This window comes from Flavobacterium micromati (assembly GCF_900129585.1).
Lineage (GTDB): Bacteria > Bacteroidota > Bacteroidia > Flavobacteriales > Flavobacteriaceae > Flavobacterium > Flavobacterium micromati.
In genome coordinates, this window is the sequence record NZ_FQWF01000009.1 from 26284 (window position 1) to 43492 (window position 17209).

The window sequence follows — 17209 nt, forward strand, 5'->3', positions numbered from 1 at the left end:
ATAAAATGGCCATAAATTAAAAAAACTCCTACTATTACAGTAGGAGTTTTAATATATAATCTAGCGTCGTTTAGTAATTCCACATATCTGATTCAAAATTCCTAATCTTATCTTTCACTCGCTCAGACTCAAGTAATTGATTTTGAGCATTATCTTTCATGTACTCGTCAATACCTCTATCTCCGTACACGTTTTCTTCTTTGTAAATTACACTGTTAAAACGTCTTGAATTCAAAATTTGATCAAATGAAATAGGCATAGCTGAATTCTTTTCATTGAAAGCTTTTGCATCATGTAACACATCTCGAGCGGCAGGAAAAAAGATCCAAAATAACTCAATATAATCTTTCTCTTCGCTATTCATTGAATAAACATCTGGAGTTACTGGACATATTCCTAAAAGACGATACTTTAATTCGCTTTGGCGTTTGTCAAAATACCAGTATCCTTTTATTTTGTATTCAGTTACATCTGCAGCAGTTAAATCTTGTCTTAAAATATATTCATCTGAAATTTTATTTCCAGCATTGATCTGTTCTCTACCAGCATCAGTGGTATCTATGCGCGTTAGAGAACCTTGAATGTCTTGCAAAGATCTTTTAGTGTTGAAATAACCATCAGTATAAACCTCAGTGATTTCACCGCTTTTCATCGCTCTTGTCAAAACATCATATAAAGACCTTCTATCTGAACCTATGTTTGCCGTATCGATTGGAAAATATAAAGCGAAATTAATTCTTTCACTTAAATCAATTATTTCCCAAGTTGTTTTACCCATCAAAACATCTCTATCGTGCACATAACCATAAGACAACGGTTTGTCATTATCAGAGTCTAATTGTGCAATAGTTTTAAGTCCTATTTCGTCAGGCGTCTTTGCGTTAAGCAGATTAGATTGAGCGACGGAAGCAAAACTTCCTGAAATAGCAAGTACAGCGATTAAAATTTTTTTTACATTCATCATTTTATGCTTTTAAGATATTTTAGCACTTTAAAAAGCGCTTATTATTGTAGTTCAAAAATTACAGGTGCCGTTCTTGGCAACATATAATTACCAGCTCCAACGAGTTTTGTTTGAATTTCAGAAATAGTAACTTGATCCCCTCGTCCTGCTCTAGCAAGTACCGCTTTACATTTAGCATCTAACCTATTCCCCTGCACAACCACTGTAGGCTGTCCAGCGATTTTAAGATTGAATCCCTCAACTGTTAAGCCAACTTCAAAGTCAAAATCTAATAATTTAGCTCCTATAGTCGCTATCTCTAAATTTGATTTAGGTCCCTTAACAACACCCATTTCACCTCTAATAGTTCCTGTTGGACTCGGAATTCCTTTAATTCTAAATGATCTTCTATCAGATACTTTCGAGCCGTCATTAAGAGTAGCGCTAACATTTATTACAACTTCGTTACCTGAACCTGGACTCATCTTATATTTACCACCACCTGCAGAACTTAATCCTGGAGCAGATGCACTAATTTTATCACTAGCAACACCAGCAAACGAAATAGTCATAGGATTAACAACGCCTCTATAAACTACATTCATTTTGTCAGCAGAAATAGTTGCCGAATTAGGTCTAGGTACAACTACGTAATTACCACTAAATTTAAGAGGGATGTTTTTGCCATCTTCTAAGAACGTAAATTGACCATTAATATCTTGCTCACCCACACCTCCAGCAGTCATTTCGATGACAGCTTGCCCATTAACAATTTTACCTGGTCCGTTAAATGATGTTGGTTTTGTATTTTCATCATATCGTCCTAAAACAACTTTTCCTTTTACAGTTTCTCCAGGAAAATAAGCATTCTTTTCTAAAACTACAATAGCTTGATAATTACTATACGAGGCAGCAGCTACTGCGGCTTTACCTAATAAAGTATTGTAAACGTCAGTTTCTGATTTTTTCACATCATTTTGCCAAGCGGACAATTTTGCTAGCGTAGCAACAGCCGGAAATCCTTTAAAATGATAATCTAAATAATCAATTGCGATTCCATCCTTATTTTTAACCTTGGATAAGTCAAATTTACTTTCAACTTCACCAATTATAGAAGCTAATTTTTTATTGTCACCCAAAGCCAACTTCATGTCAGTCTTGTACTTTTCAACCGTAGCAATAACTTCTTTTCCCTTAGCGGAATAACCTGCGGGGCTAAACCATAAATTATCTATGTTATCGCCTTTATCCATTTCCTCATAAGGCAATTTACCGGTTTCAGCATCTACCTCAGTTCCAATTAGCACATCCGTTTTTATCTTTGCGATGTATTCATAAAAGTTTTTCGTGATGGTTTCTACCTTGTGAGCTGTTATTGATGCTGTTGCAAATTCTCCACCAGCTTCTGATGCTTTCATGTCTAAACTACTCAGCATTTGAGCATTAGACATTTGCGCCGCATTATTCGAATTCTCAAATTTTTCGTTCATTAATCCAAAAGCAGATAATACTTCTTTGGACATATTTAGTGCTAACATTGCAATGAAAACCAGGTACATTAGGTTAATCATCTTCTGTCTAGGGGTTAGTTTTCCTCCTGCCATAATTTCTAAATAATTAGTTTGTTATATATACTAGTTCGAAACTAATTATCCTTTGTTATTCATTGCAGAAAGCATTCCGCCATATACATTATTCAATGACGACAAATTAACAGTCAATGATTGCATCTGATCTTTTAACTTTAGATTATTTTCAGCAACTTCTTCATTAATCTGAGCATTTCTAGAAGCGCTTTGTAATTGTATTTTGTATAAACTATTTAAAGACTCCATCTGGGCTGCCGCCAAAATCAATTCCTCACTATATTTTTTTGTAGAGGCGATAGAATCTACCGTAGGTGCGATATCTTTAGCCGCTGATTCAAAATTTCTGATGCTATTTCCTAAACTTGCCATTAATTCTCCATCAATTTTAGCATCTTTCAACATTGCATCTAATTTTTGCGATAACAAACCTTGAGAATCATCCGAAGCTTCAACCTTTCTTAGCGTTGGTTTAAGATCAGCGTTTGCTAATTCTGGATAAACTAATGTCCAATCTAAATCTTTGTCAACAGGTTCAAATGCTGACAGTGCAAAAATAGCTGCTTCAACCACTAAACCAATCGTTAGCATGAGATTTCCAGTTAAAACGCCAAATTCAATGTGAGTAATTTTAAATAATGCCCCTATGATTACAACTGCCGCTCCCATACCATACGCGAAATTCATCGCTTTTTTGCTCAATAATGCCATAATAATGTAAATTTAAATTTAATAGATTTGGTTTTTTTGTTTATTTCTTCTTTTTTACGTTACCCGTAGTTTGCGTTCCCATATAATCTTGCACCGTTCTAAAACCGATGTAGCTTCTAGCAGAGTCTGCGTATTCATAGTCTCTTGTACTTACTTGTAGGAAATAAGCAACGTCTTTCCATGAACCACCACGAAGTATTTTACGTTTATTGGAACCATCCTGAACATTAGGGTTCATTGATGAAACGTATTCATAGGCATTTGAATCATAAGACGAATCCGTCCACTCTGAAACATTTCCTGCCATGTTGTATAAGTTATATCCGTTTGGATCATACGATTTTGCTTCAACTGTGTACAATGCTTCGTCGGCAGCGTAATCCCCTCTGTTTGGCTTAAAATTAGCTAAGAAACATCCTCTGTCATTCTTAGTATATGGACCTCCCCAAGGATAAGTAGCCGACTGTAAACCACCTCTTGCAGCATACTCCCATTCGGCCTCAGTTGGTAATCTGAAACTATTTATCAAATCACGGCCCTTCTTTTTTGACTTAATATAAGTATTTTTGTTTAATGTTCTCCATGCGCAAAACGCTTTAGCTTGTGTCCATTTTACACCTACTACAGGATATTCTCCATAAGCTTTATGCCAAAAATAGTCGTTATGCATTGGTTCGTTGTAAGAATAGGCGAAATCCTTAATCCACACAGTAGTATCTGGATAAATCTTAACCTCCTCAGTTTTGATAAAGTCTTTTCTCTTACCTACTTTTGCTTTAGCGGCAGCTTGAATATCCATCCAAGAGTAGCGGAACTTTAGTTTATCAACATCTATTGTCCGAAGTCCGTTGTATGATTCTTCTATCGGAATGTACATTGAATCCATTACCTCGGTATAATATTCATCAGGATATAATTTAGTATCCTTGATTAATTTTACTTTTTTATTGAGTTTCCGACCTGCATATTCATCATCGGCGGTACCAACGCTGTAATAATTATCAGTCATGTATTTGTCGTAAGCAGTCATTTTGGTAGGATCCGAATCGTCAAATGCAAAATCAGCGATACTTGTAGCATTTTTTCCTTTTCCAGTAGCAGCTGTTTGCCCGCTCATATCGGCAAGAATAGCTAAACGAACTCTAATCGTAGAATCTTTAACCCATTCAACAAACTGGCGGTATTCGCTATTAGTAATTTCAGTTTCATCCATGTAAAATGCACGAACGGTTACGGTTTTTGTTGGAGCATCTTCCACATTAGCTAAATCAGCGTCTGATTTACCCATTATGAACGCACCACCGGGGATTAATGCCATTCCAAACGGCTTTTCAGGATGCCATTTTCCACCATTAATACCAACTAATTCTCCTTTATCACTTGATCTACCACAGCTGATAATTAGGGATAAAACTGTTACAAAAGCTATAAACTTCTTCATCTAATTTGGGGGTTATCTGTTCATTATATTTAAGGCTGTAAACCTATTTAATTTTTTTTACAAAAACAATTTTTTTATTAAAAACATAAAATTTTTATAAATTATTCTTAAATAAGTACTAAAATGCTCTATATGACTGTTTTGCGCTGCGCTTTCCACCATCTTTCAGGCAGTTCTTGATTGCAAGCCAATAAATATTCGTCATAAGAACAAGGTAATAACGTATTTCTTTTTAATTTATTATTACTACTTGAAATAAAAGGTATTTCTATCCACCAGCGATCCGTTTTATCACTTTTATAAAAAATAAGTTCCACCTCTTCTAGCAACACAGTATATTTCAAATAATTTTCTTTACTTCCAAAAGGATATTCATAGGAGCGATAATGAAAACCTTCTATGAAATACCAAATTATTTGTGCAATTAACACCGATTCCTGAACAGTATTGTTGTGATTAAATATTCCAAAAGATGACACTTTATCACTTATTCCTGCGTAGCGGGACAATGCACAAATTTCTTTACCGTTGAAACCATTTGGTTGGAACGAAATAAAATTACCTGAATCAGCAGATTTTACTGCGCTCATATCGATACTTACCAGATCTGCGTCTCTAAAGACAGGTTCAGCAATAGCAATATTATTAGAAACTTCTCCTAACCTATAGGCATCAAAATAAAGCTTTTCAATAAGATCAATTTCCTCTTGAGAATTATAATAGGTCTGATAACCTATGTTACAGTAATTAAATAGATTATTTGGCTCGTCAACAATAATTTGCGTGAGATAAGAAGTTGCAGACATTACTTCATTTTCTTTTCCAAAATCGAATTTATTGTCAATTGAAACTAAGTTAACCATTTGCTCTAGCTCATCAAAACCCCTATACAATGCATACGTCAAATCTTGAGAACCACCGATTACAATAGGAATAATTTTTTTCTTAATTAAACTGGCAGCTACTTTTTTAAGTGCAAAATAAGTATCTTCGACTGAGTTTCCGGCTAATATATCACCAAGATCAGCAATAGAAGCATCCCAATTTCCCGGGAACAATCTATACAATTCTTTACGGACTGCAATTAAATCAATTTCTAAAATGTCATTATTAAGACCTCGATTTTCACAAATTCCAATAACGGCAATTTGAATTTTATCTAAATCAGGAAAAGCCTGATCTGTATGTAAAACAATTTTACTTCCTAATTGTTGCGAACTCAATTTTAATATATAATCGAGAATTTCGTGTTGTAGAGGTCTAAGAAAATCAAATTCCATTTTTTATTTTTTTTCCTCTCCCCTATTATCCTTGCATTATTAACGACAGCAAACTGACTACGCGAAAGAAAGCGGGACGAGATATTATCAATTATGGCTTTGTTACTTCTTTTTGACAGCTGCTTTTTTTGCAGGTGCTTTCTTTGCAACTGCTTTTTTTGCAGGTGCTTTTTTTGCAACTACCTTTTTCGCCGGTGTTTTCTTAGCGATCATTTCCTGAACTTCTTCCAATGTCAATTTTGTAGCATCCACATCTTTACTTAATTCAATTTTGATCTTGCCTTTGGTAATGACCGAACGTCCCCATCGAGCCTTTTCTACTAAAATACCTTCCTCTTCCCAGTTGTGCAAAACCTTATCAATATTTTTCTGTAGTTTATCTTCAATCAACGCTTCGATGTCTAACTGAGATAAATTATCAAAATCATATTTTTTACTGACATTTATAAACAGACTATCCCATTTTATAAAAGCACCAAAACGACCTACTCCTTTTTGCACACCTTCACCTTTATATATTGCAATAGGTGCATCAGCAAGTGCTTTTTCATCAATTAGTTCTTTTGCTCGATCGAAATCTACATCTAGTGGATTTTCGCCTTTTGGTAAAGACACGAAAGCTGCTCCATGACGAATGTAAGGACCATATCGACCATTACTGACCTCAACTTCTTCCTCCTTATAATTTCCAAGATTTTTTGGTAACAAAAATAAATTCAATGTTTCCTCCAATGTGATGTTTCCAATATTTTGGTCATTCATCAAACTAGCAAACTTCTTCTCTTCATCATCAGCAGCTCCAATTTGTGCCATGGGTCCAAATTTTCCCAAGCGAACTGAAACTGGTTTTCCCGTTTTTGGATCGGTTCCTAAAATTCGCTCTCCACTTTCTCTTTCAGCATTTGCTTCTACATCTTTAACATTTGGATGAAACTGATCGTAGAATTCTTGCATCATTTTTGTCCAGACGATATTTCCTTCAGCAATTTCATCAAAATCTTGTTCCACTTTTGCGGTAAAATTATAGTCGAGAATATTTTCGAAATTCTTCACCAAGAAATCCGTCACAATAGTACCAATATCCGTTGGGACTAATTTCCCTTTATCAGAACCGGTGTTTTCTTTTAGTAACTTCTCTCCTACTTTACCTTTTTGCAAAGTCAGTTGGGTATAATTGCGTTCTTGACCGTCAAGATTTCCTTTCTCTACATAGTTCCGATTAATAATGGTAGAAATTGTAGGTGCGTAGGTAGAAGGACGACCAATGCCCAGTTCCTCAAGTTTTTTAACTAAAGATGCTTCCGTATATCTTGCAGCAGCACGCGAATAACGCTCAGTAGCTGTAATATAATTATTTTGTAATTTCTCGTTGACTTTCATTGCTGGCAACATTCCTTCTTGCTCTTCATCGTCGTCATCATCTCCTTCCAAATAAACCTTTAAAAAACCTTCAAAAAGCAATACTTCGCCGGAGGCCGAAAATATATCGCCGTGATTATTAGCTTCAATTTTCACATTTGTACGTTCTAACAGCGCATCACTCATTTGCGAAGCTAAAGTTCTTTTCCAAATCAAATCATATAAACGTGCTTGATCTCTATCAATATTTACAGTGTGTCTTGACATATCAGTAGGACGAATTGCTTCGTGTGCCTCCTGAGCTCCCTTACTTTTATTGACAAAAGTTCGTGGTTTAGAAAATTCTTTACCGTAAGATTTGATAATTTCTGTCTGAGCTGCTTCCATCGCATCTTTGGACAAGTTCACACTATCAGTTCTCATGTAAGTAATCAATCCCGCTTCGTATAGACGTTGTGCGAGTTGCATGGTAATCCCTACTGGCAGATACAATTTACGAGCGGCTTCTTGTTGCAAAGTCGAAGTGGTAAAAGGACCTGTTGGTGATTTTTTAGTAGGCTTAGTTTCTAAATCCGAAACCTTATATGTAGAACCTATATTTTTATTTAAAAAATCTTCGGCTTCTTTTTTAGTATTGAAATTTTTAGGCAATTTTGCTTTGAATGTCTTTCCGGATTCGTTGGTGAATTCAGCTACAACAGAATAAGTTGCAACAGCGCTAAAGTTTTGAATTTCTCTTTCACGCTCCACAATCAATCGAACTGAAACTGATTGTACACGTCCAGCCGAAAGCCCGCCTTTTATTTTTCTCCAAAGCACAGGCGATAATTCGTAACCAACCAATCTATCTAGAACGCGTCGTGCTTGCTGTGCATTTACCAAATTATAATCAATTTCACGAGGATTTTCAATTGCTTTTAAAATGGCTGTTTTAGTAATCTCGTGAAAAACAATTCGCTTGGTTTTCTTTTTATCCAAATTTAATTCCTCGGCTAAATGCCAAGAAATAGCTTCTCCCTCGCGATCCTCATCACTTGCTAACCAAACCATATCGGCCTTTTTAGCTAGTCCTTTTAATTTTGTAACTAATGCTTTCTTATCAGCAGAAACTTCGTATTTAGGTTTAAAACCATTTTCTACATCTACGCCAATTTCCTTAGAAGGTAAGTCGGCAATATGTCCATAACTGGACTCCACTTGAAAATCGCTTCCTAGAAATTTTTCGATTGTTTTCGCCTTTGCAGGTGACTCCACTATAACTAAATTCTTTGCCATTGCTCTATTTTTCTGGGACAAAAGTAGAAGTTTTTTTTAAATATCGGGCTTTTGGTGATTTTAAAAATGTTTTTAAAGTTGCAATTATCGTTTATTTATATTGAAAAGGAATTAAATTTATGGATATGAAACAAGGTCAAAGCTTAAATTCAAATTGTAATCAATACACTTTGAAAAAGGATATGCAGTCAATTTGTAAATTTTTACTTTACATTTTGAAACGAATTAGTTAACATTTACTTTATCAAAATAATTTTTAAAATCGTAAAAAGAGTTCACTTCGATATAAAGGCACAACGGGAGTTGCTATATAGAAACATCGGCAAGCAACAATTCGAAATTTTTATTGATGAATATCAGTAAGCACTGGGCGCAATTATAAAAGATAATCGAAGGGTGACTACAAATTTGTTTTTTAACATTAAAGGAAACTAGATTTTGAAGTAGTCTTTTTAGAAAGTGTCCCAATTTTTCGTGGCATAAAGCAATTGAAAAAAGACGAAAACTACAAATCAGATTTTTCAAAATTTCTAAGAGTAACATTTAAGCCACTACTTACTAGCAATTGATTGGCAATTGATGAAAATGTTAATCATAAAAAGAATACGAGAATATGGAAATCAGAGAGAACTCGCAGAAATAACTCGCAGAAATAACTCGCTTTTGTGGGGAAAATGAAGTTGATGAAATCTTCTCTAGAATTAAACTGTGATAAAAGAATTACATTAGAAAATTGCCCACACTGTTTAGCCCAGATTGAAGTGGAAATCCCGGAGTAAAAAAAGTAAAAGTTTCCTGTTTTAGAAAAGCGACTAACGGAAGCTCTTTCTAGGACTTTAAAACTTTACTTTTTTTTGCGAGGACTTGTAACGGAAAGCTGGAACTAAGCTCCAAAAGAGAGAATTGGCCAAGAAAATAGCTCTAAATGATTTCAGAATTTTGATTAATGATTTATGATTTCAGATTTACGTCATAACATTCATCGCGTTTAATTCTAAAAGCCATAATTCTGTTTTGAAATTAGTAATGATTAATGATAAACCATATACTTAAATTTTTGATTACCATCGCGCTAGCTCTTAGGGATTGATTTCAGTTTTTTTTGGTAAATAAACACAGGATCTTAATGATTTACTATTGCCATTTGATTGCAACATCCGAAATCATTGTTCCGAAATCATCAATCTAAAATCAGCACTCTTCGATCCCTTAAATTTTTTTAATTCTTAATCTGACATCTTGTCATATTTATTTGAATTCGCTTATCTTTGCATTTTAAATTACGTAATGGAAAAGATTATTGAAGAGAGCAAACAAGGCGAAAGTCTAGTTTTAGAACATAAACCAGAGAATACTAAAAAGCTTTTTATTGAAAGTTACGGCTGTGCGATGAATTTTTCGGATAGCGAAATTGTGGCTGCTATATTATCTAGCAATGGTTATAATACAACAAAAACACTTGAAGAGGCCGACTTGGTTTTAGTAAATACATGTTCGATTCGGGACAAAGCAGAGCAAACAATTCGCAAGCGATTAGAGAAATACAATGCGGTAAAACGCATTAATCCAAAGATGAAAGTGGGCGTTTTAGGTTGTATGGCTGAACGTTTGAAGGAAAAATTTCTAGATGAGGAAAAAATTGTTGACCTTGTTGTAGGTCCTGATGCTTATAAAGATTTACCTAATTTACTTAGTGAAGTCGAAGAAGGTCGTGATGCGATAAATGTGATTTTGTCAAAAGACGAAACCTACGGAGACATATCTCCTGTACGATTGATGAGTAATGGAATCACGGCTTTAGTTTCCATTACGCGTGGTTGTGATAATATGTGTACATTTTGCGTGGTGCCTTTTACACGGGGACGCGAACGCAGTAGAGAACCTCAAAGTATCATGAAGGAAATTCAGGATTTGTGGGACAAAGGTTTTAAGGAAATTACGTTACTAGGTCAAAACGTCGATAGCTATTTGTGGTATGGTGGCGGTTTAAAAAAAGATTTTATCAATGCGAGTGAAATGCAAAAAGCTACAGTAGTAGACTTTGATCAATTACTTGAAATGGTAGCTGTAGGTTTTCCAAAAATGAGAATTCGTTTTTCGACTTCGAATCCACAGGATATGCACGAAAGTATTTTGCACGTGATCGCTAAGTATCCTAATATTTGCAAACACATTCACTTGCCAGTTCAATCAGGAAGCAATAGAATTTTGAAGGAGATGAATCGTTTGCACACGCGGGAAGAATATATGGCTTTGATTGATAAAATAAGAAGTATTATTCCGAATTGTTCTATTTCTCAAGATATGATTTGTGGTTTTCCAACAGAATCGGAACAAGATCATCAAGATACGCTGAGTTTGATGGAGTATGTAAAATATAATTTTGGATATATGTATTCTTACTCCGAACGCCCAGGAACATTGGCAGGCAGAAAAATGGAGGATGATGTGCCAGAGGAAACAAAAGCAAGAAGATTACAAGAAGTTGTCGATTTGCAACAAAAACATGCTTGGTTGCGCTCAGAGGAATTCATTGGTAAAACGGTAGAAGTTTTAGTGGAGAAGATTTCAAAAAAATCTACTGAAGAATTTTCAGGTAGAAATTCACAAAGCATTACCGTTGTTTTTCCAAAAGAGAATTATAGAATTGGGGAATTTGTAAATGTGAAAATTACGAGTTGCACTAGCGGAACTTTAAAAGGGGAAGCGGTGGGGTTATCGGATATGAATTAAAAAATCTAACCACAAATTACACAAATTTCCGCAAATGCTTTCTTAAAAGAATTGAATATGAGCGACACAAATGAATATTACTACAAGAAAAACGAAAACTATGAAATAGTAGGTCTTTGTATGGAAGTACATAGAATACTTGGTCCAGGCTTGTTAGAAATTGTATATAAAGATGCTTTAGAAATAGAGTTTAAAAACAACAATATCCCTTACAAAAGAGAAAAAGAATATAATGTAGAATACAAAGGAATTATTCTACCTCATAAATTTTATGCTGATTTTGTCGTTTATGATGATATAATACTGGAAGTAAAATCAGTAAAAGAAATTAGTAACGATCATCTTGCGCAAACCTTAAATTATATGAAGTTAGCATATACTCCAATTGGAATAATTGCAAACTTCCAAAACAAATCTTTAGTTCACAAAAGACTAATAAACACCTAAAAATATACTTTGTGAAAATTTGTGGAATTTGTGGTTGAAGAAATTAATAATGAGTTTGCTTTGCTTTATGCCTCGCAACTCCTCGCAATAACATATGGAAACAGTTCAAAATATAAAACAACGCTTTGAGATTATTGGGAATGACCAGAAGCTTAATCGTGCGATAGAAAAAGCCATCCAGGTTGCTCCTACTGATATTACAGTGCTAGTTGCAGGAGAAAGTGGTGTGGGAAAAGAAAATATTCCTAAAATTATTCATTCTCTTTCGCACAGAAAACATGGAAAATACATTGCCGTAAACTGCGGTGCAATTCCTGAAGGAACTATTGACAGTGAACTTTTTGGACATGAGAAAGGAGCTTTTACTGGTGCAACAAATACCCGTGAAGGCTATTTTGAAGTGGCCGATGGAGGAACTATTTTCTTAGATGAAGTAGGAGAATTACCGCTTACAACACAAGTGCGTTTACTTCGAGTTCTTGAAAACGGAGAATTCATTAAAGTGGGTTCGTCTCAAGTTCAAAAAACAAACGTGCGCATTGTAGCTGCTACAAATGTGAATTTATTTGATGCTATCGAAAAAGGAAAATTCCGTGAGGATTTATATTATCGACTAAGCACAGTTGATATTGCTTTGCCACCATTAAGAGATCGAAAAGAAGATATTCATTTGCTGTTTAGAAAATTTGTTGCTGATTTTGCTCACAAATATAAAATGCCCCCATTAAAATTAGACGAAAGTGCCATTCCTTTATTGCAAAAATTTCGTTGGAGTGGTAATATTCGACAATTGCGAAATGTAGCTGAGCAAATCTCTGTTTTAGAAATTAATAGAGATATCTCAGCGGCCACCCTACAATCGTATTTGCCAGAGCAAGGCAGTACTTTGCCTTCTGTAATCAAGAATAAAAAAAGCGAAAGCGATTTTAGCACCGAAAGAGAAATTTTATATAAAGTTCTCTTTGATATGAAAAGTGATTTAAATGATTTGAAAAAACTTACATTGGAACTCATACAAAATGGAAGTTCTAAAGTGCAGGAAACGAATCAAAATTTGATTAAAAAAATATATGGTTCTAAAGAAATTGATAGTGAGATTGATTTTGAAGAAGAGCCAAGGGGAACATTAATTGCATCGCAAAACAATGATAATGATTACCAAGAGAACGATGATAATTATCTTTTTGCAGAGACAATAGAGGAAGAAGAAACTTTGAGATTAGAACAAAAAGAAATTGAGATGATTAAAAAATCATTAGAAAAAAACAAAGGAAAACGAAAAGCGGCAGCAGATGAATTAGGTATTTCGGAACGGACTTTATACCGAAAAATAAAACAATTTGACTTGTAAGATCAAGTAAATATTTTAATGAATAATCATCTTTAAAATTATAAAAAAACGCACATAAAATTCATGAAAAAAATATACTTATTGAGTTTAATAATACTACTCTTCACTATAAATAGCTGTTCCGTTTATAACTTTACAGGAACTGGCAAAATCGACGCAGAAACATTTCAAGTTGGTTTTTTTCAAAATAACGCTGAATTAATTGAACCTGGAATTGATAGAACTTTTACTCTTGAACTTCAAGATTTGATTCAAAATCAAACTAATTTAAATTTAGTCCTCAACGGTGCTGATTTGTCGTATGAGGGAGAGATAACAGATTTTAGAGTAACCCCAATGACTGCAACGGCAGATCAAAGAGCAGCTCAAAACCGACTAACAATTAGAATAAATGTTCGTTTTACTAATAAGAAAAAGGAGACCGATGATTTTGAAAAGTCATTTTCATTCTTTTTTGATTATCCCGCAGATCAACAGCTTACAGGGGCAACCCTAAGCGCTGCCTTGAAAGAAATATTTGAAAGAATAACACAAGATATATTTAATGAATCATTGGCTAAATGGTAAATGAAAAAATTTTCAATTAACCGTTTTAGTGTAAAATAACCGACATTAAAAATTGAATACTGCTTACTAAATTCTCAATACTTTAAAAATGAATATTACTGACTATATTTATTTAATTAACAAACCAGATGTGATCCACCAAGAAAAGCAAACTGAAGCTTTGGAAAAAGTGATGGATGAATTTCCATATTTTCAAAGTGCAAGAGCAATACAATTAAAAGGTCTTTACAACCAAAATAGTTTTAAGTACAATACTGCTTTAAAAATTACGGCAGCTCACTCCACGGATCGATCTGTTTTATTTGATTTTATCACATCAGATACCTTTACTTCTATCGATAAACTTTTATATGAAAGAAAAAATGAAGCTACCCTTGAAATTGAAGTGAAGGATAGCATCATTTTAGGTGATGAAATAATACCAGAAATTAAATTAACCAAATTAGAACAATCAATTCTGACTTCTATTAAAGAATCTACAGTTATCGAAACTGAAAATTCACCAAAAACAATTGAAGAAAAACTATATATTGGTAAGCCGTTAGATTTTTCGAAAAGGGAACAACATTCGTTTCAAGAGTGGCTTCAACTTTCACGTTCGCAACCTATAGAAAGAGCAAAACTTCCCATAAATGATGAGCCTCTAGCTGTAATAGACGAAGAAAAAAGAAAAAAAACGGAGTTGATAGATAAGTTTATTGAAACTAGTCCAAAAATCTCTGCAGTAAAACATGGAACTCCTTCTTCCGTAAGCTTTGACATCAATGCAAACGACAATTCTCATTTGATGACAGAAACTTTGGCTCGAGTTTACTTAGAGCAAAAAAAATATCAAAAAGCGATTCAAGCTTATGAAATATTAATTTTGAAATATCCAGAAAAAAGTAGTTTCTTTGCAGAGCGTATATCGGATATTAAGATTTTACAACATAACAATAATTAAACAATGAGCACATTTTCAATTTTTTTAGTTTTAATAACTATAGTTTGTTTTTTATTAATAGTGGTTATTATGGTTCAAAACCCTAAAGGTGGTGGACTATCCTCTACTTTAGGTGGCTCCCAAATGCTAGGTGGAGTTCAGAAAACAACTGATTTTCTAGACAAGAGTACTTGGATGCTTGCAACAATATTAATTGCGCTGATATTACTTTCGAGCTTAAGTTTTACTGGATCTCTAAGTGATACCGATTCAAAATTAATTGACAATACAACTACCACCGCGCCGTTAGCGCCAGTTCAAAATACGCCAGCTGTACCTACTCCAGCAAAATAAATATAAATTACAATTTTAAAAAATGCCAGCTTGTCAAAGCTGGCATTTTTTTTAAGAAAATGTGGCAGTAATAGTAGGGTGGCATAATTTCTGAAATTCAGTTAGTACTTATAAAAATAATTTAATTAAACATAAAATCATGGCTTTAAACATCAAACCACTTTCAGACAGAGTTCTTATTGAACCAATTGCTGCTGAAACCAAAACGGCCTCAGGAATTTTTATTCCAGACACAGCTAAAGAAAAACCACAAAAAGGAACTGTAGTTGCAGTTGGAAACGGCACAAAAGAGCACACCATGACTGTAAAAATAGGAGATTCAGTACTTTACGGTAAATACGCTGGAACAGAATTGAAATTAGAGGGAAAGGATTATTTGATAATGAGAGAAGATGATATTCTTGCGATAATCTAAATCCTCGTTACCCCCGAATGGGGAATTATTAAGTTTATTATAAACTCAGAACAAAATTAAAAAACATAGAAATGGCAAAAGATATAAAATTTGATATTGAAGCACGTGACGGTTTGAAGCGTGGTGTTGATGCATTAGCAAATGCAGTAAAAGTAACTCTTGGACCAAAAGGTCGTAATGTAATTATAGGAAAATCTTTTGGTGGACCAACTGTTACCAAAGATGGAGTTACTGTTGCAAAGGAAATTGAATTAAAAGATCCTTTGGAAAATATGGGTGCTCAAATGGTTAAAGAAGTTGCATCTAAAACTAATGATTTAGCTGGAGACGGAACTACAACGGCAACAGTTTTAGCGCAAGCAATCGTAAAAGAAGGTTTGAAAAACGTTGCTGCTGGAGCAAATCCTATGGATTTAAAAAGGGGTATTGATAAAGCCGTTGAGGCGATTGTTGCTGATTTAGCTAAGCAAGCCAAAGTAGTAGGAAGTGATTCAGAGAAAATTAAGCAAATTGCCTCAATTTCTGCAAATAACGACGAAGTAATTGGTGAACTAATCGCCACCGCTTTCGGAAAAGTTGGAAAAGAGGGTGTTATTACTGTTGAAGAAGCAAAAGGAACTGAAACTTACGTTGATGTTGTTGAAGGAATGCAATTTGATAGAGGATATTTATCTCCATACTTTGTTACAAATTCTGAAAAAATGGAAGTAGAGTTGGAAAACCCTTACATCCTTTTATACGATAAAAAAGTTTCTTCTTTAAAAGAATTATTACCAGTACTTGAGCCAGTTGCGCAGTCTGGAAAACCATTATTAATTATTGCTGAAGACGTAGATGGAGAAGCTTTATCAACGTTAGTTGTAAATAAATTACGTGGTGCTTTGAAAATTGCTGCTGTTAAAGCTCCTGGTTTTGGAGACAGAAGAAAAGCAATGTTGGAAGACATCGCTATTTTGACTGGTGGTACAGTAATCTCAGAAGAAAGAGGTTATACTTTAGAAAACACAACTATCGAAATGTTAGGAACTGCTAAAAAAGTTACTATCGACAAAGACAATACTACAATTGTAAGTGGTGCTGGAGAAGCGGACATGATTAAAAATCGTGTGAACCAAATTAAAGGTCAAATGGAAGCTACTACTTCTGATTATGACAAAGAAAAATTACAGGAGCGTTTAGCTAAATTAGCTGGTGGAGTTGCTGTTCTTTATGTTGGTGCTGCTTCTGAGGTAGAAATGAAAGAGAAAAAAGATAGAGTTGACGATGCACTTCACGCAACTCGTGCTGCTGTTGAAGAAGGAATTGTTGCTGGCGGTGGAGTTGCATTATTGAGAGCTAAAAACGCGCTTAGCAACATAAAACCTGATAATGCTGATGAAGCAACTGGTATTCAAATTGTTTCACGCGCTGTTGAATCACCGTTGAGAACAATAGTTGAAAACGCAGGTTTAGAAGGTTCAGTTGTGGTGGCAAAAGTTGCTGAAGGAACTGGTGATTTTGGATATAACGCTAAAACAGACGAGTATGTTGATATGCTTAAAGCAGGAATTATTGATCCTAAAAAGGTAACGAGAGTGGCACTTGAAAACGCAGCTTCGGTTGCTGGAATGATTTTAACTACTGAATGTGCTTTGATTGACATCAAAGAAGATAATGGCGGTGGAAACCAAATGGGTGGCGGTATGCCAGGAATGATGTAATATTGATAACTGATCTCCCAAAATTATTTGGGAGATTTGTTTTTACTCTTTAATCTGTAGTAATAAAATATTGCATTCCAAATAAAAAAAACCGTCATATTTTGAATATGACGGTTTTTTTATGG

The 17209-nt window shown here is 34.4% G+C and carries 15 protein-coding genes; 9 read left to right on the plus strand and 6 right to left on the minus strand.

Annotated features, from left to right (window positions below; translation table 11 throughout):
* Positions 1–70: 70 nt before the first annotated feature.
* The 6 genes from porN to topA form a co-directional block, all read right to left on the minus strand.
* Positions 71–961, minus strand: a complete 891-nt coding sequence (gene porN, locus BUB42_RS10440; RefSeq protein ID WP_073019922.1) for a type IX secretion system ring subunit PorN/GldN — start codon at positions 959–961, stop codon at positions 71–73.
* Positions 962–1005: 44 nt separating this feature from the next.
* Positions 1006–2547, minus strand: a complete 1542-nt coding sequence (gene porM, locus BUB42_RS10445) for a type IX secretion system motor protein PorM/GldM (protein WP_073019924.1) — start codon at positions 2545–2547, stop codon at positions 1006–1008.
* 45 nt (positions 2548–2592) lie between these two features.
* Positions 2593–3240 (minus strand): type IX secretion system motor protein PorL/GldL, encoded by a 648-nt coding sequence (gene porL / locus BUB42_RS10450; RefSeq protein ID WP_073019926.1) that lies wholly within the window; start codon positions 3238–3240, stop codon positions 2593–2595.
* 40 nt (positions 3241–3280) lie between these two features.
* Positions 3281–4681 carry a T9SS ring complex lipoprotein PorK/GldK gene (porK, locus tag BUB42_RS10455; protein WP_073019928.1) on the minus strand — a complete coding sequence of 467 codons (1401 nt, stop codon included), beginning with the start codon at positions 4679–4681 and terminating at the stop codon, positions 3281–3283.
* A 128-nt stretch (positions 4682–4809) separates the two neighbouring features.
* Positions 4810–5961, minus strand: a complete 1152-nt coding sequence (locus tag BUB42_RS10460; RefSeq protein ID WP_073019930.1) for a formimidoylglutamase — start codon at positions 5959–5961, stop codon at positions 4810–4812.
* A 102-nt stretch (positions 5962–6063) separates the two neighbouring features.
* A complete protein-coding gene (gene topA / locus BUB42_RS10465; protein ID WP_073019932.1) occupies positions 6064–8595 on the minus strand; it encodes a type I DNA topoisomerase in 2532 nt (843 codons plus the stop codon).
* A 576-nt stretch (positions 8596–9171) separates the two neighbouring features.
* Between topA and BUB42_RS16930 the strand changes: the two genes are divergently transcribed.
* The 9 genes from BUB42_RS16930 to groL all read left to right on the plus strand — a co-directional run bounded on the left by BUB42_RS16930 (position 9172) and on the right by groL (position 17084).
* On the plus strand, positions 9172–9273 hold the full coding sequence (locus tag BUB42_RS16930; RefSeq protein WP_396177836.1) for a hypothetical protein: 102 nt from the start codon (positions 9172–9174) through the stop codon (positions 9271–9273).
* Between the two features lie 609 nt (positions 9274–9882).
* Complete coding sequence (gene miaB, locus BUB42_RS10470) at positions 9883–11328, plus strand: tRNA (N6-isopentenyl adenosine(37)-C2)-methylthiotransferase MiaB (RefSeq protein WP_073019934.1); 1446 nt, start codon at positions 9883–9885, stop codon at positions 11326–11328.
* 57 nt (positions 11329–11385) lie between these two features.
* Positions 11386–11775, plus strand: a complete 390-nt coding sequence (locus tag BUB42_RS10475; RefSeq protein ID WP_073019936.1) for a GxxExxY protein — start codon at positions 11386–11388, stop codon at positions 11773–11775.
* Positions 11776–11869: 94 nt separating this feature from the next.
* On the plus strand, positions 11870–13126 hold the full coding sequence (locus tag BUB42_RS10480) for a sigma 54-interacting transcriptional regulator (RefSeq protein ID WP_073019938.1): 1257 nt from the start codon (positions 11870–11872) through the stop codon (positions 13124–13126).
* Between the two features lie 63 nt (positions 13127–13189).
* Positions 13190–13693 carry an LptE family protein gene (locus BUB42_RS10485; RefSeq protein ID WP_073019940.1) on the plus strand — a complete coding sequence of 168 codons (504 nt, stop codon included), beginning with the start codon at positions 13190–13192 and terminating at the stop codon, positions 13691–13693.
* Between the two features lie 88 nt (positions 13694–13781).
* Positions 13782–14636: a tetratricopeptide repeat protein gene (locus tag BUB42_RS10490; protein WP_073019942.1), complete on the plus strand. Its 855-nt coding sequence runs from the start codon at positions 13782–13784 to the stop codon at positions 14634–14636.
* A gap of 3 nt (positions 14637–14639) precedes the next feature.
* Positions 14640–14969 carry a preprotein translocase subunit SecG gene (gene secG / locus BUB42_RS10495; RefSeq protein ID WP_073019943.1) on the plus strand — a complete coding sequence of 110 codons (330 nt, stop codon included), beginning with the start codon at positions 14640–14642 and terminating at the stop codon, positions 14967–14969.
* 139 nt (positions 14970–15108) lie between these two features.
* A complete protein-coding gene (locus BUB42_RS10500) occupies positions 15109–15384 on the plus strand; it encodes a co-chaperone GroES (RefSeq protein ID WP_073019945.1) in 276 nt (91 codons plus the stop codon).
* A gap of 71 nt (positions 15385–15455) precedes the next feature.
* Positions 15456–17084 carry a chaperonin GroEL gene (groL, locus tag BUB42_RS10505; RefSeq protein WP_073019947.1) on the plus strand — a complete coding sequence of 543 codons (1629 nt, stop codon included), beginning with the start codon at positions 15456–15458 and terminating at the stop codon, positions 17082–17084.
* The last annotated feature ends 125 nt before the right edge of the window (positions 17085–17209 follow it).

Excerpts from the sequence above, each read along its gene's own strand:
- BUB42_RS10485 (WP_073019940.1), top strand. The coding sequence starts at position 13,190 with ATGAAAAAAATATACTTATTGAGTTTAATAATACTACTCTTCACTATA.
- porL (WP_073019926.1), bottom strand. The coding sequence starts at position 3,240 with ATGGCATTATTGAGCAAAAAAGCGATGAATTTCGCGTATGGTATGGGA.
- BUB42_RS10480 (WP_073019938.1), top strand. The coding sequence starts at position 11,870 with ATGGAAACAGTTCAAAATATAAAACAACGCTTTGAGATTATTGGGAAT.
- porN (WP_073019922.1), bottom strand. The coding sequence starts at position 961 with ATGAATGTAAAAAAAATTTTAATCGCTGTACTTGCTATTTCAGGAAGT.
- BUB42_RS10475 (WP_073019936.1), top strand. The coding sequence starts at position 11,386 with ATGAGCGACACAAATGAATATTACTACAAGAAAAACGAAAACTATGAA.
- BUB42_RS10500 (WP_073019945.1), top strand. The coding sequence starts at position 15,109 with ATGGCTTTAAACATCAAACCACTTTCAGACAGAGTTCTTATTGAACCA.
- groL (WP_073019947.1), top strand. The coding sequence starts at position 15,456 with ATGGCAAAAGATATAAAATTTGATATTGAAGCACGTGACGGTTTGAAG.
- miaB (WP_073019934.1), top strand. The coding sequence starts at position 9,883 with ATGGAAAAGATTATTGAAGAGAGCAAACAAGGCGAAAGTCTAGTTTTA.
- porM (WP_073019924.1), bottom strand. The coding sequence starts at position 2,547 with ATGGCAGGAGGAAAACTAACCCCTAGACAGAAGATGATTAACCTAATG.
- BUB42_RS10460 (WP_073019930.1), bottom strand. The coding sequence starts at position 5,961 with ATGGAATTTGATTTTCTTAGACCTCTACAACACGAAATTCTCGATTAT.
- BUB42_RS10490 (WP_073019942.1), top strand. The coding sequence starts at position 13,782 with ATGAATATTACTGACTATATTTATTTAATTAACAAACCAGATGTGATC.
- secG (WP_073019943.1), top strand. The coding sequence starts at position 14,640 with ATGAGCACATTTTCAATTTTTTTAGTTTTAATAACTATAGTTTGTTTT.
- topA (WP_073019932.1), bottom strand. The coding sequence starts at position 8,595 with ATGGCAAAGAATTTAGTTATAGTGGAGTCACCTGCAAAGGCGAAAACA.
- porK (WP_073019928.1), bottom strand. The coding sequence starts at position 4,681 with ATGAAGAAGTTTATAGCTTTTGTAACAGTTTTATCCCTAATTATCAGC.